This is a genomic window from Chitinophaga jiangningensis, from assembly GCF_900142605.1.
Classification (GTDB): Bacteria; Bacteroidota; Bacteroidia; order Chitinophagales; family Chitinophagaceae; genus Chitinophaga; species Chitinophaga jiangningensis.
Genome location: NZ_FRBL01000016.1, coordinates 23,062 through 44,853, shown reverse-complemented (window position 1 = coordinate 44,853; position 21,792 = coordinate 23,062). Strand labels below are relative to the sequence as shown.

At 50.1% G+C, this 21,792-nt stretch carries 14 protein-coding genes; 5 read left to right on the top strand and 9 right to left on the bottom strand.

Translation table 11 applies throughout. The annotated features are described in order from the left end of the window. The first annotated feature begins 25 nt into the window (after nucleotides 1-25). The 5 genes from BUB18_RS28620 (at nucleotide 26) to BUB18_RS28595 (ending at nucleotide 6,926) form a co-directional block, all read left to right on the top strand. On the top strand, nucleotides 26-619 hold the full coding sequence (locus BUB18_RS28620) for a collagen-like protein (protein ID WP_073087756.1): 594 nt from the start codon (nucleotides 26-28) through the stop codon (nucleotides 617-619). A gap of 99 nt (nucleotides 620-718) precedes the next feature. Next, on the top strand, nucleotides 719-1,303 hold the full coding sequence (locus BUB18_RS28615; RefSeq protein ID WP_073087755.1) for an RNA polymerase sigma factor: 585 nt from the start codon (nucleotides 719-721) through the stop codon (nucleotides 1,301-1,303). A gap of 107 nt (nucleotides 1,304-1,410) precedes the next feature. After that, nucleotides 1,411-2,550: a helix-turn-helix domain-containing protein gene (locus BUB18_RS28610; RefSeq protein WP_073087754.1), complete on the top strand. Its 1,140-nt coding sequence runs from the start codon at nucleotides 1,411-1,413 to the stop codon at nucleotides 2,548-2,550. A gap of 62 nt (nucleotides 2,551-2,612) precedes the next feature. Continuing rightward, nucleotides 2,613-5,468, top strand: a complete 2,856-nt coding sequence (locus tag BUB18_RS28605) for a M1 family aminopeptidase (RefSeq protein ID WP_083550982.1) — start codon at nucleotides 2,613-2,615, stop codon at nucleotides 5,466-5,468. Between the two features lie 348 nt (nucleotides 5,469-5,816). After that, nucleotides 5,817-6,926 carry a calcium:cation antiporter gene (locus tag BUB18_RS28595; protein ID WP_073087751.1) on the top strand — a complete coding sequence of 370 codons (1,110 nt, stop codon included), beginning with the start codon at nucleotides 5,817-5,819 and terminating at the stop codon, nucleotides 6,924-6,926. Here the strand turns inward: BUB18_RS28595 and BUB18_RS28590 are convergent. The 9 genes from BUB18_RS28590 to BUB18_RS28550 all read right to left on the bottom strand — a co-directional run bounded on the left by BUB18_RS28590 (nucleotide 6,923) and on the right by BUB18_RS28550 (nucleotide 21,782). Next, nucleotides 6,923-7,366, bottom strand: a complete 444-nt coding sequence (locus BUB18_RS28590; protein WP_073087750.1) for a hypothetical protein — start codon at nucleotides 7,364-7,366, stop codon at nucleotides 6,923-6,925. The genes BUB18_RS28595 and BUB18_RS28590 overlap by 4 nt on opposite strands. Nucleotides 7,367-7,595: 229 nt before the next feature. After that, on the bottom strand, nucleotides 7,596-9,239 hold the full coding sequence (locus BUB18_RS28585; RefSeq protein ID WP_143160134.1) for a RagB/SusD family nutrient uptake outer membrane protein: 1,644 nt from the start codon (nucleotides 9,237-9,239) through the stop codon (nucleotides 7,596-7,598). 26 nt (nucleotides 9,240-9,265) lie between these two features. Beyond that, complete coding sequence (locus tag BUB18_RS28580; RefSeq protein WP_073087749.1) at nucleotides 9,266-12,553, bottom strand: SusC/RagA family TonB-linked outer membrane protein; 3,288 nt, start codon at nucleotides 12,551-12,553, stop codon at nucleotides 9,266-9,268. A 235-nt stretch (nucleotides 12,554-12,788) separates the two neighbouring features. Then, nucleotides 12,789-13,955 carry a FecR family protein gene (locus BUB18_RS28575; RefSeq protein WP_073087748.1) on the bottom strand — a complete coding sequence of 389 codons (1,167 nt, stop codon included), beginning with the start codon at nucleotides 13,953-13,955 and terminating at the stop codon, nucleotides 12,789-12,791. An 85-nt stretch (nucleotides 13,956-14,040) separates the two neighbouring features. Beyond that, a complete protein-coding gene (locus tag BUB18_RS28570; RefSeq protein ID WP_073087747.1) occupies nucleotides 14,041-14,640 on the bottom strand; it encodes an RNA polymerase sigma factor in 600 nt (199 codons plus the stop codon). 146 nt (nucleotides 14,641-14,786) lie between these two features. Then, on the bottom strand, nucleotides 14,787-15,551 hold the full coding sequence (locus tag BUB18_RS28565) for an SDR family oxidoreductase (protein ID WP_073087746.1): 765 nt from the start codon (nucleotides 15,549-15,551) through the stop codon (nucleotides 14,787-14,789). A gap of 155 nt (nucleotides 15,552-15,706) precedes the next feature. Further along, nucleotides 15,707-16,609, bottom strand: coding sequence for a helix-turn-helix domain-containing protein (locus tag BUB18_RS28560; RefSeq protein WP_073087745.1), 903 nt, complete (start codon nucleotides 16,607-16,609; stop codon nucleotides 15,707-15,709). A gap of 241 nt (nucleotides 16,610-16,850) precedes the next feature. Further along, nucleotides 16,851-18,287 (bottom strand): rubredoxin, encoded by a 1,437-nt coding sequence (locus BUB18_RS28555; protein WP_073087744.1) that lies wholly within the window; start codon nucleotides 18,285-18,287, stop codon nucleotides 16,851-16,853. Next, nucleotides 18,288-21,782: a nitrate reductase gene (locus BUB18_RS28550; RefSeq protein WP_073087743.1), complete on the bottom strand. Its 3,495-nt coding sequence runs from the start codon at nucleotides 21,780-21,782 to the stop codon at nucleotides 18,288-18,290. Nucleotides 21,783-21,792 lie beyond the last annotated feature (10 nt).

The following is a 21,792-nucleotide window of genomic DNA, read 5'->3' as shown; positions in this document are numbered from 1 at the left end:
AAAACACAAAAAACAAAACACAATTATGAAAAAGTTAAGAAGCTTTTTGCCCTATGCACTGATCCTGTCCGCTGTTGTAATGTTCATGGTATCCTGTAGCAAGGATGGTGAGCCGGGACCTGCCGGGGCTCAAGGCCCTGCCGGTCAGAATGGTGCTCAGGGACCTGCTGGTCCTAAAGGAGATACCGGTGCTAAAGGTGATACCGGTGTTGCAAACGTAATTTATTCAGCCTGGCTGGATGTTCCTTTTGCTGCTGATACCCAGCACTTACCAGGTGGCGTGATTGATACGGTGGGTTGGTATGGCCAGATCGCGGTATCAAAACTTACGGCTGATATGATCGGCAAGTCAGATGTGAAAGTGTATATCAACCTGAACACACCCGCCAGCCCTCAGGTTTTGGCACTGCCATTCTACGGTAGTTTCTCTTTATTTAATATCCTGGTGCCTGGCGGTATAATCCTGCAATCAAATGTGCGCATTGGTACAGTGTCCGTAAATGGCACCAAATATCAGCAATACCGTTACATCCTTATTCCTGGTGGTGTAGCTGCCCGTAGTGTGATTGACTGGAATAACTACGATGTGGTAAAAGCGTATCTCAACCTTGTGGACTAAACAACAAATAACATCTTAGACACGGTAGTCCCTCTTTCCAGAGGGACCCTCATTTCCCTCGAAGTAAAATCTATTCATTCATCGTATGATAATATGTGTATGCAGAAGTATAACCATCTTTCGGATCAGGAGTTAGTCCGATTGTATTTAGCAGGCGATAACCCGGCCTTTACTACGTTGGTGTACAGACATAAGGACAGGATTTTTACAACCATAGTATTGCTGGTACGCGATAAAGCCCTGGCAGAAGATTTTTTCCAGGAGGTGTTTATTAAGATTATCAATGCCTTGAAATCGGGGCAGTATACGGATAATAACCGGTTTTGCCCCTGGGTGGTGCGTATCGCCCATAACTTTTGCATCAGCCATTTCCGGAAGGCCGAAACCAGGCATAATGTGGTAACCCGCTTTAATGAGGCCATTGGCGACAGCCTGCACTACATGGATTTTAGTCCGGAGCAGCGGCTCATCACCGGTGAGCGGTACCGGGAAATAGAGGACATGCTGGACCGGCTGCCTGCAGCACAGCGCGAAGCATTGATCCTGCGGTATTACGCCGGGCTTAATTACCGGGAGATGGCTCAAACGGTGGGTATTAGTATTAATACAGCGTTGGGTCGTGTGCGTTATGCACTCATGAATTTAAGGCGGCAGATGGCCGCTTCGGAAACCGTAATGTGCTAAAGAGTGTAAATATCTGAAGCAACAATATCTTAGTATATTCGTTACCGGGATGATCATCATCCCGGTATTTTTTTAAGGTAGAGTTCAGCTAAACGGATATTTGTTCTATGACCTCGACAGGTATATTCCACACCATCCTGCTGATGGGGGTATTGCAGGGAATCATACTGACTGTACTACTTTTTGCAGGCGCCCGAAAGCGCCCTGCCAACCGGTTCCTGGCCTGGGTGATGGCTATTTTTGGGTTGGCCTGCTTTAACCTGCTGATCAATGAACTACCCATCTTTAATATATCAGTAGTCATCAACGTATTATGTGCGATTATTCCCGGCGTGCTGGTAATGCCGGTAGGGCCGTTGTTGTATTTTTATATCATGGCCTCGCTGGAGCCGGGCTTCAGGCTTACAAAGCAGCAACGCTGGCATTTTGCACCGGTATTAATAGACGTGGGTGGGCAGCTGGCAGCGATTATTTTCTTTTCCGGGGTGCTGCTGGGCCTGCTCCCAAACCGCCCCGCCCCATGGGGGAATTTTATTGATACCTATAATGTATATGCGGATATCCCGCGATGGATGTCAGTGACTATTTACCTAGTATTAGCCTACCGTTACCTGCAAGTGCATAGCGGGAATGGATCCTACGGCCGCTGGCTGCGTACCTTTATCGGGATATTTCTGGTTTTTCAAGCCATCTGGTTTATTTATCTTGTGCCGTACGTCATTCCATCGTTGTCCAACAAGCTGTTGGACCTGGTAGGCTGGGCCCCTGTTTACATACCGCTGGTAGCTTTGCTCTATACCATTGGCATCAAGGGTTTACTCGCGCCTGCTAAACCGGAAGAGCTGCGTACAGCCGTTAGGGTGACACCGCCACCCAACACCGATGCCATTGTAGCGCAGCTCCGGCATGCGATGGAAGTGGAGAAACTGTATCTGCAGCCCGAGCTTAATCTTGCCTTGTTATCGAAACATACGGGCATAGCCGCCAAAACCATCTCCCTGGTATTAAATCAATATGTAAATAAAAGTTTTAATGAGTTTGTGAATGGATACCGCATTGCCGATTTCCAGCAGAAAGTACGGCAACCCGGATTTGGGCATATGACCCTGATGGGGGTAGCCTTCGAATCAGGATTTAACTCGCAGGCAACTTTTCAGCGGGCATTCAAACAGCAAACCGGCACATCGCCCACCGAATATTTACGTCAAATCGCGGAAGTGGGCCATGGTGAAGCCGATAAGGAGTGATCAAATCCGGATTTGAGTAGGTAGGCAGCCCTGTTATCCTTTATTTGCCCTAAAAAAAGAATATGCGATTTTATTGCCTGGCCCTGATATTTTCTCTTTGTAGTTTATTGGTTTTTAGTCAACAGTCGTTCCGGGTGGTTTCCGGAAAAATCCGGGATGCCCGGCAACAAACACCATTACCCTATGCCTCTGTACAGGCGCTGCATGAAAGTAGCCGCACTACCGCTAATGGCCATGGCGACTTCCTCCTGAAAATACCCTTGTGGGACCGGCCCGACTCACTGGTGATTACTTTTATGGGCTACCGCCGGGTGGTTATACCTGTGCCGCAGGAAGACGGCCATTTGAACGTGAACCTGGAACAAGCCTCCATGGAGCTGGCCCCTGTGATCATTAGTACACCCAATGGGCAGTCCCTCATTGAAAAAGCCATTGCCCGCATGCCTGCCAATTACGACACCGCACGGTTACGACTATCCGCATTTTATCGGGAGGATATCAGAATGGGGCAGGATACCCTCAATTATAACGAATCTGTCCTGGACATCTTTAAGGTATATCGCCAGCCTGGCCAGCAGGATCAGATCCGGCTGGTAAAAGGGCGCAAGCACCAAACGCCGCCAAGGGATGATCCGCGGTTTTACAACTGGATCAGCAATATCACCAATACCGCTTACAGCTCCCTCATGGAGGACCTGCAAAAATCACCGGACGCACCACGCTCATTCCTGAATCCGGATAATTTTTACCTGTACAGGTTTGTTTATCGCGAGGCTATCATGGAAGGGGACCGGCGGCTGCTCATCGTTGATTACATGCCCCGCAAGCCACATAAAAAAGCGCTTACGAAGGGAACGGTTTACCTGGAAGACTCCACACTCGCCATCGTGAAGGTGGTCTGGTCGCTCACACCGGATGGTGCCAACTGGATTAATAAACACGGTATGGGAGGAGTGGCATACACGATTATGTCGCGCCTCATGAAAGCCAGCCTTACCTTTCAGGATGCTATTACCACCATTCAATACAAGCCCTATAAGGGCAAATGGTACCTGGAACAGGTACACCGCCATTGGGAGTTAGTAGTAAACAGTCGTAGCCGCCAGGTACATAACGCACCCTGGAAGGGCGACTTCCTGTTGCAGGTTACCGGTATCTCCACCGACAGTGTGAAGCCTTTCGATGCCGGTGTGGCCAGTAAGGCGGCTGCCGTGGGGCAGCTCATTCCCCAACGATATGATACCGCCTTCTGGGAAAATTTCAATATCCTGCTGCCGGATATTCCTGATACGGTAAAGCTGACCACTACTAAGGACACCGCGGCTGTCCCCGGCATTCGCTTATCGAACCGGGAGAATGGGTTTACCCGTCGCGATACCCTACGGGGTATGCTATCCCCGTTTCGTACCTGCTACGACGTTACCTTTTATAACCTGGATGTATCCGTATCTGCCGAAAAAAAATATATCCGTGGACGTAATGAAATACAGTTCCGGGTGATGCAACCATTTAGCAGGTTTCAGCTGGACCTATACGCAAACATGGTCATCGACAGTGTGCTATACAAGGATGCACCGGTCAGCTATACCCGGGAATACGACGCCGTGTTTATTACCCTGCCTGATACTTTGATCAGCGGCCAATCAGCTGTTACCATCGTGTACCACGGCCAGCCCCAGGAAGGCGATGCCCGCCTGCCTATGTATGGCGGCATACTATATGATAAGGACCCTGCCGGTAATCCATGGACGCAGATGGTATGCCAGGGATCGGGAGCGAGTGTATGGTGGCCTAATAAGGATCATCAGTCCGATGAACCGGACAGTATGCGTATAGCCGTTACCGTACCGGCAGGCTATACGGAGATCTCCAACGGTCAGCTGCTATCAAAGGTAAACCTGGGGGATACCAGTACCCGTTATGAATGGCGGGTGACGTACCCGGTTAATAACTACAATGTGTCGTTCTGCATAGGGAAGTACAGCCATTTTACGGATCAGTACCGTAGCATAACCGGTGATACGCTGGTATTGGACTATTATGTACTGCCGATGCACCTGGAACGCGCCCGTAAACTGTTTCCGGAGGTAAAGCAAATGCTGGCCACCTTTGAGAAAGCATTTGGGGCTTATCCGTTTCCGCGGGATGGATTTAAACTGGTGGAAAGCCCGTATCCTATGGAGCACCAAAGTATTGTGTGCTTTGGGAAAATACTCAATGATACTGGTTTGCTGATACTGCCATCAATTATCTGGCATGAGTCGGCCCATGAATGGTGGGGCAATGCCATTACCTCCGAAGATATCGCCGACATGTGGATACACGAAGGCTTTGCCACCTATGCGGAAGTGCTGATGACGGAAATGCTGTTCGGTAAAGCGGTGGGAGCAGCCACGGTAGCGGAAAGTAAAACCGGCGTGCTGAATAAGGAACCGGTGATAGGCGTGTATAATGTAAATCACATTCATTATGACATCGGGGATATGTATACCAAGGCCAGTCTCATGTTACATACCCTGCGGCAGCTATTACCCGGCGACAGTGCCTGGTACACGCTCCTCAACAATATTCAGCGCCAGTATCGTTACAGGACCCTCAGCTCCGATTCCCTGGAGGCATTTATATCTCACCAAATGAAAAGGAATTTAAAACCCTTCTTTGATCAATACCTGCGACTTACCACAATTCCCCGATTGGAATACTCGCTTAAAAATGTAGCCGGCGGATTGCAATTGCGATACCGTTGGGCAGGCACTGTAGCCGGATTTGATATGCCGGTAAAATATACCATCGGCGAAAAGCCAGGTGGATGGCTGTATCCGGAGGCGGAATGGAAAGTCACCACACTGAAAAAAATGAATGCGGAAGATGTTGGGGTGGATGACGAAAATTTTTACATCACAGTAGAAAAGCAATAAGGATGCACCTGCCGCGCGCAGCTGTCACCATCGGTGTGAGCTGTGTGCTTTTTGGTGCATCCTCCATGGGGTCATAAACAGGTTCCGAATAACGCTCCTTAGAATTGATTACTGGTGCTGTCCGTTCTTTTCCGCCGGTAAATGAACCTGTACAGGAAATTTTTGTTTTGATTACCGATGGTTTATCAGGATGGATGAAAGTCCGGATGTAAAGGTAAAGCAGCAGCGGAATACAGCGGATGTACGGATTGTGCATTGTGCTATATAATTGCGGGAGTGCCGCAGGAGGCTCAGCAGTTCTAATTTCATTTTAATGTCCCTTTAAGCGGGAATTCATATTTTACCCCCATGGAGTATAATCATTTTTTATATAAACGTTGGAAAATAGCACTGCCATTATGGTCAATCATATGTCCAATGCTGGGCCTGATCATCTTAGCACTGGCATCGCAGTATAAGAGCGGCCTGTTTGCCGTGATCATGGGAGCCTCGCTGATAGCTACGGTGCTGGCGGCAGTACACCATGCCGAAGTGGTAGCGCATAAAGTGGGAGAGCCTTTTGGTACGTTGATTCTTGCATTAGCCATTACCGTGATTGAAGTATCACTGATCGTTTCCATGATGTTATCAAAAAGCGCAGGAGGTGCTACCCTGGCCAGGGATACGGTGTTTGCGGCCATCATGCTGATCCTCACGGGTATCATTGGGTTGTCGTTACTGATTGGTGGTTATAAATACAAGGAGCAGGCGTACATCAAGCAGGGGGTAAGCGCTGCGCTGACTACCCTCACGGCTATATCCGTATTAACCCTGGTGCTGCCTAACTATACCACTACCTCTGCGGGACCAGTGTATAGCAGCAGTCAGCTGATATTTGTGGCCATTATCTCGCTCGTTTTATACGGTGGCTTTGTAGCGGTGCAAACGGGACTGCACCGGGATTATTTTTTGCCGGAAGATGCGGCCAAAGGCGACGAAGATGCTCATGCATCGCCACCATCCGCAGGTACTACCGTTTGCAGCCTGTTGCTGTTGTTAGCTTCCCTGGTTGTGGTGGTATTGCTCTCGAAGAAATTGTCGCCTACCATCGAAGGTATTGTTGTAGACCTGGGTGCTCCTAAGAGCCTGGTAGGTATTATTATTGCCGCTGTGATCCTGTTGCCGGAAGGACTCGCCGCTATTCGCGCCGCCTCCCGCAATCGCCTGCAAACCAGTTTGAACCTCGCACTGGGCTCTGCCCTGGCAAGTATCGGACTCACCATTCCGGCGGTGGCCATCGTGTGCTACGTCATGAATTTTGAAGTCACACTTGGTATTGATGGTAAGTCCACCTTACTACTGTTACTCTCACTTTTTACCATCAATATTTCATTTGGCGCAGGCCGGACCAACGTTTTACAGGGCATTGTACAGCTGGTGATACTGGCTACTTACCTGTTTATCACCATTGTGCCTTAGTATTTAATCTCTGTGCCTGGAGCGCAGGGTGTTTTGCTGAGTGCAGCATACTTAACAATAAAGGTATTACTGTAACAATTTGCCGGGTGATAACTTGAAGAGTCAATTCCACTCAGCGTCATGTAAAATACGTTGCCATCTTTTACGGAATCCGGTAGTCCTACAACACCCATGGTATGCGGAATGGCGCGTGGATTCAGCGGTTCGCCAAAGAAAGCATTACTGATGGTATCCGTGTAGTTTTTAAAACCCGCCTGCATCCTGGGGTCTACCAACTGGATCACATCCTGACAACTTTTACCAACATATTTCACCGCGACACAGGAAACACCGAAACTGATACAGGTAATGATTTCGGGCTTCGGTTTTTCATATTTCTTACAGCCGAAGGCCGTGAATAATAATACGTTGAGCAACAAGATAGCTTTAACAGTACGCATAGCAGCAATGATTTTGGTTTGGGAGTTTGCCTGTTAAAACGGACGTGGGCAGTAAAAGTTACAACAGGTAGGTAAATCACCATCAAACTCCAGGGTGTGGCCGGGGCACCAGCCCCGCCACGCCCTGGAATAGACCAGTGCCGAATGCACAGGTCTATTCCAGGGAAAAAAAAGCGCCTCATAGAAAATGAGGCGCCACTTAACACTTGTTATATATCTATTCTCAAAATTATCTCGGTTTCTGATCCCACCACAGTTTAGTGCCACCATTATCGGCGGGTGAACTCAACAGCTGAATCGCCGCCTGCACCGCCTGTGGATTAGTATTATATTCATTCTGCGGGAATGGCAACCTGCGAATCTGCAGATCGGTGTTAATCGTTCCGCCACTGTTGTTGTTCACCACTGGAAACAGCTTTGGATAACCGGTACGGCGAAACTCCGTCCATGCCTCCTGGCCTTCAGGGAACATCGCCAGCCATTTTTGCGTGATGATGCGTTCCAGCTTCTGTTCAGGCGTAGCAGCTTCGTTCCATTTGATGGTGATGGAAGAAGGGCTTGGTGCGTTGTTGACAGGATTCTTCGGATCTACGTAAGCTGCCGGCACGCTCGCATTATCGTCTTTATAACCAGCGTTGCTTACATTCCATTGCGCAAAGGAAGTGGCAATGCCATCTTCATAAGCCTGCTGCACAGCACCTGCGTTCGTCCAGCCATTGAGGGCAGCTTCTGCACGGAGGAAATATACTTCCGCGGCGGTCATCAGTTGTACTGCTGTTTGCTTGCTGAAAGAAGGCACGGCACCATCGTTTACATTCAGGTTGGAATATTTCACATAATCATCTTTCGCATTGGCACTGGTGATGCTGCCTATACGAATACCGATGTATTGATTCGGAAAGGAAGGGTCGGTGGACTTATCCATATACTTACTCACGCGAGGATCGTTGTATCCATTGAGGTAGCAGGCAAGAGAAGCATTGATGCGGGTATCTGCCCAGTCGGTGGCAATAAACACCAGCGGATTGGTAAATGCACCGGTGATCTTTACGGTCATGTTATCCGCGTTGGCAGTAATCAGCCCTCCGTTAGCAGGGTCCAAAGCTTTTTCCCCTTCTGATTTGGCAAGGGCTTTATCGGCATAGTTAATATGTGTAGCAAGACGTAAGCGTAAGCTGTTAGCGAACTTCAGCCACTGGGTAAAGTTACCGTTGTAAATCACATCAAACTGTGCGAAGTTGAAAGGTAACGCTTTACCGCTGCTGATCTGCGTGCGCAGGTAATTGGCGGCCGTGTCCAGCTCCAGGAAAAAACGTTTATAAACGTCCTGCTGACTATCAAATGGCACGCTGGTATTGCTCTCACCCACATGGCTATACGGAATAGGCCCGTAGATATCGGTGACGCGACTCATGGCCGTTACTTTCGTAATCAGCGCTACCGCCCATACAGCCGGGAAGTTTTTTTCGATACCGGTGCTACGCAGTTTGGTAAGCGGAGCGATTACGTTGAGGTAACCTACTTTATAGGCTTCACCGTTCCAGCCGTTTACCAGTGAATAGTTCATATTGTTCAAACCACTGCCAAACGGAGTGGCCGACATGAAATACCCGGAAAAGCAGTCGGCATTCAGGTTTTGCTGCACCTGGAAGGAGTTGGGATCGCCTCCGCCGGAGAAGTTGTAAATAGACATTTCGGCAGATTTCAAATACAGTCCCAGTACATTGAAATCAGGGGCCAGCTGATCATCAGTAACCCCGGTATTATCGGTATTATATGATTCGAAATTTTTTGTACAGGCGCTCATACTGCCAATCAGCAGTGCGGCAGTCACCCATACTTTATATCCACGCAGTTTATTAATCAGTTTCATCCTATTCAGTTTTTTCAGTGATACCATTAGAAGGTTGCATTCAGCGTGAGGCCATAGGAGCGGGTTGCGGGCAGCATAAAGGCGTCCACGCCGCCAAGGCCATTAGCGGTTGACATCGTTTGCTCAGGGTCAAACGGTGCTTTTTTGGAGAAGTAAATCAGGTTACGGCCGGTAAGTGAAAACTTGAGGGACTTCACAAAAGTTTTGTTCAGCGGTACCTGGTAACCCAATGCGGCTTCTCTGAGTCGCACCGTAGTGGCACTGTACATATACTCGCCGGATACGCCTTCGCGACCGCCAATTACCGAGTACCAGTTAGCGGCATCAATGGTAGATACCGGGTTACCGGCTTCGTCCACACCATTAATTTTTACACCACCGGCATCACGGGCTTCGCCACTCACTTTGGATACGCCATAGCTGTCCATCATCGCCTGTGTAACAGACATCACCTTGCCGCCGAACTTACCATCGATCAGGAAAGAGAAACTGAAATTGCCATAGTTCAGGTTGTTGTTCCAGCCAAGCTGCCACCTGGTATTGGAATTCCCGAGGTATACCATGTCGCCGCCCTGTTTCACCGGCTTGCCGTCTTTGATGAGGATACGGCCCTGCGCGTCTCTGCTCAATACGGTGCCATAGATATCTCCGAACGAACCACCTACTTTAAACTGGGAAGCATAGTTAGCACCGGAAGCACCGCTGAGGGTGAAACGGTCCACCTGCGGAGAGAGTTCAATAATCTTGTTTTCGTTTGTAGCGAAGTTCAGGCCTGTGTTCCACTGGAATTTACCCTTGGTAAAAACGTCATAGCGCACCATCGCTTCCACGCCCTGGTTCTGAATGTTACCGGCATTGATAAATACGGTGTTGTTCAGCGTTGCCCAGGCAGCGGCAATTTCCATGGTCTGGTTGGTGGTATTGGTTTTATAGTAGGTAACGTCCACGCTTAAACGATTATCGATAAAGCGCCATTCTGTGCCGAGTTCCAGCGATTTTGTCTTTTCCGGTTTCAGGGTGTTGAACGGATTGGCGGTGCTTACCACGATGTTGCCGCTGCTACCCAGTTTGGCGCCAGGGGTGTTACTCTGGTAGGCGAGCGGACTATTACCCACGATGGCGTAGGAGCCGCGCACTTTAGCAAAGCTGATAGCGGACGGCAGGTGCAGCACCTGGCTGAGGATAGCGTTCAAACCTACGGAAGGGTAGAAGTAGGATAGCTGCGGTGTGTACGCCAGGTTGGATGCCCAGTCGTTACGCGCTGTTACGTCGAGGAACAACCAGTCGTTATACGAGATGTTGGCACTGGCAAAAACTGACTGCCATTGACTATGTTTTTCCTGTGCTGTACCGGAGATCCGCGCATCCAGTGTTTTCACGTTTTGGATGGTGAAAATATTGGGAAGGTACAGTCCATCTTTACCGGAGCTGATCACGTCTCCCTGGGTTTTGATATCGCGGATACTGGCGCCGGCCAAACCGTTGATACTGATTTTTTTACCAGGGAAGCTAAAGTTGGCGAGGAGGTCGCCATACTGCTGGGTAGTGGTGGTATTGCCATAATAGTAGCTACCGTTAGGGCTGGCAAGCACCTGTTGGGTACCGGCGTATATTTTTTGTTCGTACAGGTCGTTGATGCGGTCAATGCTTCCGCGGGCCTGGATATTGAGCCAGTTGTTGGCCTGGTATTTCAGGCTGGCGTTGGCCAGCAAACGGTTCCTGCGAAGGGAATTAGGGTTGCGGTTTACGATCCACCATGGGTTTTGCTGTACGTCTTCATTGAGCGGCCAGTTTTGTACCGGCAGGTAGTTACGGCCGGGATCTCCTACTTCGAAATTATTCTTGTATTGGGTGATGTCCAGGCTGCGCGGGAACAGGTATAAACCGGTGAGTGGATTGAAATAGAAGCCAGAGAGTGGCGTGTTTTCAATCTTCTGGGTCATATAGTTCACATCGGCGGTGGCGGTGAGCTTGTCGTCGAAGAAGTGGCCGGTTTCTTTAAAGTCGATGTTATGGCGACCTATATCATTACCGGGTTCAATGCCGCGACCGGAGGTATTGGCGTAGGAGAAATAAGTTTGTGCCTTATCACTGCCGCCGCTGAGGCTGATCGCGTTGGTAAATATCTGCCCGGTCTGGAAAAACTGATCCAGGTTATCCCTTTTTACCGGGTTATTGATTTTAGCACCCCAGCTTTGGGTGGAGCTGTCTTTCGTTTGTGCGTAGTTGTTTTGGAATTCGGGCAGGTAGGCTGCCTGGGAGATGTTAAAGCCGCTGTATACGTTTACCGCGGGTTTTCCTGACTTGCCCGATTTGGTAGTCACCAGGATAACGCCGTTAGCTCCCTGGCTACCATACAATGCCGCTGCTGACGCGCCTTTCAGCACTGTGATACTTTCGATGTCTTCCGGGTTGAGGTTGGAGATAGGATCACCGCCATCATAGGAAGAAGTACCACCGTAGATGCTGCTGGGCTGGTTGGTGAGGGAGTTGTTCATGGGTACACCGTCGATCACGTACAGGGCCTGGTTGGAGCCGAGGCCCGACTTGCTGCCGCGCAGGATTACTTTGGCGGAACCGCCTACACCGGAGGCGCTGGAGCTGATGGTTAAACCAGCAACCTTACCGTTAAGGGTGTTGATCAGGTTAGGATCTTTGGCTTTGGTAAGTTCCAGGCCATTGAGTTGCTGAGTGGAGTAGGTGATGGATTTCTCCGCGCGTTTTACGCCGAGGGCCGTTACTACTACTGCGTTGAGCTGACTATCCTGTGGCTGCAGGGTGAGAGTAAGGTTGGTGTCGTTGCCTACGGTTACCTGTTGCTGGGCAAAACCGATGTAGCTGATCACGAGCACATCACCCGGTTTAGCATCAATGGTGAACTCGCCTTTTACGCCGGTGGCCGTACCTCTGCTGGTACCCTTTACCTGTACGGATACGCCTACCAGCGGCTGCCCGTCGGCACCCACCACCTTGCCCTGGATGGCTATGTTAGGGTTGGCGGTCAGGGTTTCTTTGGTTTGCGGGCGAGGCGACACTACAATTGTTTTATCGACGATGCTGTACGAAAACAAACGACTGTTGAGGCAGGCATTGAGTACCTGCGGCACCGTGGCGCTTTGCATGTTTAAGGTTACTGGCGCGGCTTTCTGCAGCAGGTGCTCATCATACACAAATTCATACCCGGTTTGATGGCTGATGCTGTTGAATATGTCGTATACCGCCAGTCGTTTACCCTTGATGGTGACCGACTGGGAGAATGTTTTGGCGCTCAGATTAAGTGTAAATACTAAGGTTAGTATCGCCGTTAATCGCATAATAAGCAATAATTTTTTGTGCAAAGGCCTGCCCTTTCTGCGGACTTTGCAGGTACAAAGGAGTTCCATACTTTTGTTTTGTGGCTTAAAAGTTCAATTTTGATTTCTGCAAATGGAAGTTGGATTGCCATGTTATAACCGGGAGCATTGGCGTGCTTCCGGTTTTTTGCAATCAGATGTTAGCATTCACGTTTTCATAACCTTTCAGTTTTTGATTCATAAGTGGATTAAATAGTTACTGTTCCTGGTGAAAAGGTTTCACCTTTATTTGATTGTTTGTTGTTTCAAAGTTTACCCGTTGGGTGGCAGATAATATCTGCAGCAGGTCATCCGCATCGGCGCGCCGGGAAATAACCCCGGTGAGGCGTACGTCTGAGAGGTCGCCGGCGTAGCTTACTTCCACATCATACCAGCGGGCAATCTGCCGCATAATGGTCTGGATGTTGGTGTTGCGGAAGCGGAACTTACCGTCTTTCCAGGCCAGCACTTCTTCCATGTCCGCGGTGGCTACGTCGAAGGTGGCTGCCTCATTGAGGCTGCCTGCCAGGCCGGGTTGCAGTTGTGTTTTGTTACCGGCATGCAACAGCTGTACCGCGCCACTTTCCAGGGTGGTGGTAATCATTTGTTCATCCGGGTAGGCCATGATGTTAAAGCTGGTACCCAGTACCTGCACATCCATGGTTTTGTTGCCTTTCACCGTTACAAAAAAGGGCTGTTGCGCATTTGGTGCCACCTGGAAATATGCTTCACCGGATATTTCCACTCTTCTTTCCTTACCCGCAAATGCTGTAGGGAAGCGGATGCTGCTGGCTGCATTGAGCCACACGCGACTCCCATCGGGCAGGCCGAGCTGATATTGGCCGCCACGGGGAGTGACTATAGCATTATATACAATCGTGCTGGCTTTACCATTAGTCTGGTAGGTAATTCCTTCTCCATTATTATTAATACTGGCATTTCCCTGCCGAGCTATCTGGCCGAGGTTGGCACTGTCCAGCGCTACGGTGCTGCCATCCGCCAATACCAGCATAGCCTTGTTGCTGCCGGGTTGTATTGGTTTTGCCTTTTGGGCAACAATGGCGGGTGGGCGTTGCTGCTGATAAAACCAGGTGCCGGTGCCTATGGCTAATGCTGCCAGGCAGGCGGCTGCCAGCAGCCATTTGTTGCGCCAGGAGCGTGTAGCCTTGAGCGTAGGTTGTGTCAGGATATAGGTGAGTATCTCCGGATGATCGGCTGGTTGCCAGCCGCTGTCGGGCGCTCCCTGTTGCAGCAGCGTATCAATATCAGTTTTGATGATTTCCACAGCATCCGGCTGCAGGCTTAGTTCCTGAAGGCGCTCCAGCTCCGCGGCAGTGATGCTGCCTTGTTTATATTTTTCCAGTAGTAGCTGTACTTCCTTCATCAGCGGTTTTAGTTGTTTTGCAAGCGGTATTCAGGATAAAGACGAACAACTATTTCAAAAGGAGTATTTGCACCGAAAAAAAAATTTAGCGTCGGAAAGTAATCAGGATAAGCAGGATGGGGAGGACGTCGTTTTTGACGCGGGCACTCACAAAAGTGCGGATGGATTGCATGGCCAGGCTCATTTGCTTTTTAACGGTATGCACGGAGATGTTGAGCTGGCGGGAAATTTCTTCATTGCTGAAGCCTGCCTGGCGGGCCTGGTATACCTTACGCCTTTCCGTAGGCAGGGCAGATACGGCGGCGCGGAGTATGCCATCGTATTCTTTTTCCAGCAGGAGGTGGTCGGCATCGGCCTGCATGGTGGGTTGTTGCTGCTGATGAATGTCATAGACCTTTAATTTCACCAGCTGCCTGCGAAAACCGTCATATATATGATTGCGGGTAAGTATAAAGAGGTAGTCCCGGAAATTGTCTACCTCCGTTAGTCCCGACCGGCGCAGCCATACTTTCAGGAAGATTTCCTGTACGGTTTCGGTGGCCAGGTTAGCATCTTTCAGGTACACCATGGCCGCATCAAATACCTGTTTGCTGTATCGATGGAAAATAGCCGTAAACGCAGCGGCGTCCCCGTCGGCTATCTGTAATAATAGTGCTTGCTCTTCTGCTGTATTGGCGACTGGCAAAGGCTGAATGTTGATTTTTGGTGGAATCTGACATTGGTTTATGACAGTAATTTAGTAATAAATTGTATTCCAACCATCTTTTTGCTTAAACGTTTAAGCACCCCACCAGATAAGAATAGCCACCTCCCCTTGCGGGGAGGTAAAAATCAGAAGAACATACCACCGGAAGCCTCAATGCGTTGGGCGTTAATCCAGCGCGCCTCTTCGGTACAGAGGAAGGCCACCACGCCGCCGATATCATCGGGCACGCCTACACGCCCCAGTGCTGTGTTGGAAGCCACCATGGAATTAATTGCCTGGTTATCCCGTACATGTCCGCCATTGAAGTCCGTAGCAATGGCGCCAGGGGCTACCACATTGGCGGTAATACCACGTGCACCCAATTCCTTAGCCATATAGCGAGTCAGCACTTCCACGCCGCCTTTCATGCTCGCATACGCGCTGCTGCCCGGAAGTGAAAAACGCGCCAGCCCGGAAGAAATGTTTACAATGCGGCCGCCGTCATTCATCAGCGACAATGCTTTCTGCGTCAGGAAGAAGACGCCTTTTAAATGGATGTTGAACAGGTCATCAAACTGGGCTTCGGTTACGGCAGCAAAGGGAGCGGTTAAGCCTGTACCTGCATTGTTGATAAGAAAATCGAAGGTGGATACTCCGAAGCTTTGTTCCAGTGTGGTTTTCAGCTGTGTGAGGAAGGTGTCGAAGGATTGAGTGTTGCCGGCATTAAGTTGCAACGCAGCGCCCTTGCTGCCTGCTGCCGCTATTTCCGCAACTACCTGCTCCGCCTCATCCTTACGGCTATGATAAGTGATTACAACATTGAATCCTTTGTTTGCCAGTGCCAGCGCCATATTTTTTCCAAGGCCCCGGCTGCCGCCTGTTACGAGTGCAATTTTGTTACTGGTTGCCATTTTCTGAATTTTTGTTATTTATAAAAAGATCAATCAGCACCGTTTTGTTTAGTTATCAGGTGATTTCCTGATTGACTACACAAAGGTCCAATATTCCGCAACGGCTATCGTTACGGTAATCAATCTAACATTTGCAAAATTCAAATAATGGGTATTTACCTATAACCGGCAGGGGAGATGTTGGTTTGCTTTCTGAAAAAGTTCGAGAAATGGGCCACTTCCTCGAAGCCAAGCCCGTAGGCGATTTCAGAAATGCTCAGGTTGGTTTGCTTCAGCAAAATCTTTGCTTCCTGCACAATACGGCTGCTGATCAGCTCGGTGGTAGTTTTGCCGGTATTTTCCTTTAATACTTTGTTGAGATGATTTACATGCACGGCCAGCCGATCCGCAAAATCCTTGGCCGTACGCAGCTGTAACCGCTGCTGCGGCGGTTCTACCGGAAACTGCCTTTCGAGCAACTCTATGAATAAAGAAGATATCCGCGTGGCAGCAGAATGCGCAGGCTGCGTAGTGCCCAATGGCTGCAGCTTCTGGCCAAAATGAATCACCTCCATCAGGTAGGTGCGCAGCAGGTCATATTTAAAAGCATAGTCGGAAGAAATCTCCCGGTACATTTTCTTAAAGATGCCGGTTATTTCTTCCGCCTCTTCTTCATTCACCTTGAAGATGGGGACCTCGCCGGATTTGAAAATCGGCAGCTCATCCAATACCACACCACTTTTGGTGGGCACCAAAAATTCTTCGGTAAATATGCAGAAATAGCCGGACTGATTTTCATCCTGCGGTACATAATGATAAGGAATCTTCGGAGAGGCAAACAGTAAGGCGTTATTTTCTATTTCAATCACCTTGTCCGCATATTCAGCGCGGTTACGGCCACTGATCATGCTGATTTTATAGTAGGAACGGCGGTTGTAGGGCATCACCCCGGTGTTCTTGAATGCAGTGATTGTATCAGCTATTTTGAATACGTTAAAGTGCCCCAGCTCTTTATTAACGCCTTCCGGCATCTTGCCGGTTGTTTCCCGGTAAAAATTTTCAAGTGATGATCTGGTCATACCTGCCTCCGTTTTTGCGAAATTCAAATTTACGGAATTTGGGAGATATGGGATTATTTTAAAAAGGAAACACTATTTAGTAGCGTAATTATACGATTTATTGACCATTTTATTTCGGAAGTAGAGACGCCTCGCAGGCGTCTATGCGAGTAAATCTCCGCTAAAATTTCTTCTCTGTAAAAGGGATTGCCGAGTAGATTTTAGCGGAGCTTGTGTTTTGATAGACGCCTGCGAGGCGTCTCTACGCGGGTTTGAGCACTTGTGCGTAATTAGTCACCGGTGCATCGCATACCGAACAGCAATATTCCGCTGGCAATTCATTAAACAGTGTTCCGGCTTGCACGCCCTGATCTGGGTCCCCATACGCCTCATCATACACCGTCTGACATTCACTGCACTGGTAAATGGTTTTAACTGCCGCCGGTATCACCGCCGCCTGCTGCTCGCGGATGTAATCACCCAGCAGGTCATTTTCGCTTTTCTGTTCATAATAAGCTTTGCAAAGGGCCGCCACATAAGGCCCCAGGTGCTCTTTGCTAACCGCCTCGCGGTACAATACCAACTGGGAAGAGTTAGCGTTGAAACCCGCCGTATGCAAAATATCATACCGCTGCATGTACTTGAGCTTGCTCTCGCGGATGTGTTGTTGTCTCCTTATAACAATAGAACCAAACAAACTTTCCGCCTTCCGCACCCGCACACTGAAGCAGAGCCCGTAGGTACGTGTATCCATGCTGTCGAAATACCGGATAATATGGCGCTTCAGCACCAGCCCGTCCTCACAGTCATCCTCCACGCACCAGTTGAGCTCATTGGCGGCATGCCGCACATTAATGCCATGCTTGCCCAGGATATAGTCCCAGAGCTGGCGGTGCCATTTATTGATATGCTGAATCACGAGCGATTTCCAGGGCGTAATGTATACCGCACCGGTCATGGTTTGCTGGCAGATAGCACACATGTCTTTCAGAAAAGGAACGGAAAAATATTCATTGCGCTTGTAAATTCCCAGCCAGTAGCCGTTGTTCTGCTGGTTAAATCCCTCATAGTAGGGCAGGTGAAAAGGAGGGAGGGATAACTCCTGCTCCTTCTCCCGGGAGCTGATCACTTTCCCCTTCGTTACATATTCGTATATCCCTTCCAGTGAGTGTGCCTGATGAATGTACTGTTCCACCGCCTTGCTCAGCGCCGCAATATGATTACTGTACACCAGCATTGGCCATGCCATCAGTTCCTGTGTGCCCGGGAGTCGCAGGTACAGGTACCAGTAATGGGAATGCGCCGATGATACCCAGTTGATATGCCCGGTAAACAAAGGCACAAAGGTTTGCGACTGCTCGCAGATGTTCACTTTCAGCGCGGGATGATAATCAAACTGGTCAAAAATTTCCTTGTACACTCCCTCGGTAAGCCAGCCGGTATGCATGAGCAATCCCGTGGTCAGGTAAGAGCTTACAATATTAGGCCCTGCCGCCAGGGGTATATGCGCCAGGTGACACTGGGTCATAAACGCCTCGTAGTTGTTCACCGGAATATCCAGCATCAGCTGCTGCCGGTGCCCAAACCGCAGCTCCCGGCACTGGTGGTCTGCCGCCAGCTCCACTATTTTCATCAGCTGCCCGGCAGGTACAATGCCGCCGGTGAAGTTGATCTGTATGGTTTGATCTGCTTTCAGCATCTATACAAGTATTGATTTTTCGGGTAAACATTTTTCCAATATCGCCTTCACCTCGGACCGGCAGCTGCCACAACCCATGCCAGCGCCACTGGCCTGGCATAGCGCAGGCAGCGTGTCACAGCCTTTGTCAATCTCTGCTTTGATATTCCCTTCGCCCACGTTGCCGCAACTGCACACCAGCCTGCCGATCACGGAATCGCCCTTGTTGCCGGAACGTAACAGCTGCAGGCGCTTATCGCTCAGTTCTGTGCCTTGCTGTATCAAATCTTTAAACTCTAAAAACTCGGATTTGTCGCCAATCAAAATGGCGCCCACCAGTTTGTCCTGGTGAACAATGCATTTTTTATAATAGCGCTTGGCCTTGTCCATGAAAATAATTTCCTCATAGGCAGGATCATCTGGCGTGAGCACCATGCCCAGCGAACAGATGTCGGTGCCGTGCATTTTGAGGATGTTCATAAACAGCGACCCTTTATAATAGCTGCCGGTATCTCCGCAGAGGTAAGCGGCAACCACTGCTGCCTGTTGCTCCGCCGCTGCGGTAATACCATACAGCGTGCCCCTGAAGGAAGCGATTTCCCCGATGGCAAAAATATCCGGATCGCTGGTCTGTAAATATTCATTAACCGTTACACCCCGCTCGCATTGCAGGCCTGCGGCTACTGCCAGCTCAGTGTTAGGCTGGGTGCCGATGGTCATCACTACGGCCTGACAGGGAATATACCGGCCACTCTTCATATATAGTCCCGTTACTTCCTCATCGCCATCGAAGCGGGAAATCTCATCGTTAAAATAAGTTTCAATACCTCTGTCGGTCAGTTCTTCGTGGAGTAGCTGGGCGGCGGTGTGGTCCAGCTGCCGGTCCATCAGCCGGGAGGTACGTTGAATAACGCCCACGGCTATACCCATTTCCCGGAGCGAGGCTGCCAGCTCAATGCCAAGCAGCCCGCCACCGGTGATCATAACGCGGCCTTTATAAGGACTTACATAAGATTTAAATCGGTCAGCATCGGGGCGGGTACGCATGGTGAAAATGCCCCGTATATCCGGTACGTCTTTTAGTCTGGCGGCACGACTACCCGTAGCCAGCAGCAGTACGTCAAAGTGATGTACCTCACCATGGTTATCGGTCACAGTTTTGTTCTCCCGGTCAATACTGGTAATATACACGCCTCTCTTCAGCGTGATATTATAATCTTTCTCCTCTTCTCTGCTCATGGTCACCAGCTGTGGCCATTCCAGCGTATCGCAGATGTAGTCCGGGAGCATTACCCTGTTGTAAAAGGGCAGGTCTTCCTTGCTGAAGATCAGTATTTCATCGGTGGTGTTCAGTTCGCGGTAGGAGCGTACAAAGCCTCTGGAACCTGCGCCTGCACCCACGATGATAATTTTTCGCTTAGGCTGTTGGTATTTGCGGACAGTTACCGCGTTGTATTTAAAATCGGGTTGTTTGGAAATCGGGTCCAGCAAACGCGAAGTAAGATTATTAGCCCGGTGCAGGTCCTGCTGCAAAATTTTTCCCCAGTGCATCGGCAGAAACACCACGCCCTGTTTAATGCTATCCGTTAGGGCAGCTTTCACTCTAACGTTGCCGGTTACACTCAAAACTTCCACAATATCACCATGGCGGATGCCGCGTTCTACGGCATCTTCGGGGTGAATTTCCAGGAAAGCCTCGCGGATATGTTGTTTGAGCTTGTTAACCTTCCCGGTTTTGCTCATGGTATGCCACTGGTCGCGTATACGGCCGGTGGTTAAAATCAGCGGGAACTCCGGACTTACGGGTACGGAATTGTTTTCATCCGCCACAGCGTGGATCATCGCTTTTTTGTCGGAAGTATAAAACTGATGGTCTGTAAACAGTCTGCTGGTGCCTTTGCCATTGCGGTAGGGCCATTGAATACTGCGATGCTCCTGTATAATGCTGTAGTTGAGCCCACTGATATCGGTATTGGTCCCGCTGGTGAGGCGGGTGTGTTCTTTGTATATTTCCTCGTTGTTCGTATAGTCGAAGCCGGTATAGCCCATTTTTTGTGCAAAGCGGCAGATGATTTCCGCGTCTGGCAGGGCTTCACCGGGGGCATCGGTGATGCGCGCGAGGTAGCTGATGCGGCGTTCGGCGTTGGTCATGGTGCCTTCCTTCTCCGTCCAGGCGGCGGCGGGGAGTACTACGTCGGCATATTCCAGGGTTTCCGGCTTATTGGAAATTTCCTGTACCACTACGTATTTCGCTTTGCGCAGGGCGGCTTCTGCCTGTCGCGCATCAGGTAAACTCACGAGTGGGTTGGTGCACATGATCCAGATGGCTTTGAGGCGGCCGTCTTCGAGCGCTTCAAACATTTCAGTGGCTGTTAATCCGGGTTTCGGGGAGATGCTGTTGACGCCCCAAAATGCGGCCACTTCCTCGCGGTGTGCTTCATTGTTCAGCACCCGGTGGGCCGGGAGCAGGTTGCTAAGTCCACCCACCTCTCTTCCCCCCATGGCATTGGGCTGGCCGGTAAGCGAAAAAGGTCCGCTGCCGGGCTTGCCGATATGACCGGTGATCAGGTGGAGGTTGATCAGGCTCAGGTTTTTACTCACGCCAACCACGCTCTGGTTGAGGCCCATGGTCCAGCATGACATGAAGCCGTTTGCCTCGCCGATGTAGCGCGCAGTGGTGTAGATGTCCGCCGCATTCACCCCGCAGATCAGGGCTGCTTCTTCTACCGTACGCTCCATTACCTTTTTGCGATAGGCTTCGTAGCCGTTGGTATGCAAACAAATGAAGGCCTGGTTCGTATAGCCCTGCATGATGATGGCGCGGCCAATAGCGTGGTGCAGGGTAATGTCTGTTCCGGGATTGATTTGCAGGTGAATATCTGCCATGGCGCAGGTTTGCGTTACCCGTGGATCGCTCACAATAATTTTCAGGGCAGGGTTGGCAGCCCTGGCGGCTTCCACGCGGCGCCAGAGGATAGGATGACACCAGGCGGGGTTAGCGCCGGCAACGAAGATGCAATCCGCGGCAGCGATGTCGTCATAGTTGCCAGGAACGCTATCCTCGCCCAATGCCATTTTGTAGGCTGCTACTGCGCTGCTCATGCATAACCGGGAGTTGGTGTCGATGTTATTGCTCCCGATGTATCCTTTGATGAGCTTATTGACCACATAATATTCTTCTGTGAGGCATTGTCCGGAGGCGTAAAAAGCTACAGCCTCCGGCCCGTATTTTTTGATGATGCTGCCAAACACGGCAGCAGTGCGTTCCAGCGCCTGGTCCCATGAAACCCGCTGCCTTGGCATGCTCCGGTGGTACCGCATTTCGGGGTACAGGAGCCTGTCGGAGGTGTCCATTACGGTATAGTGCAGGTTCATGCCCTTGGAACAAAGCATACCTCTGTTTACAGGATGATCGGGATCGCCCTGTACCTGAATATTTCCCCGCTTATCTTTATTCACGATGATACCGCAGCCTACACCACAGTAACAGCAGGTTGTTTTGATTGATGTGTCCATGGAACGCACG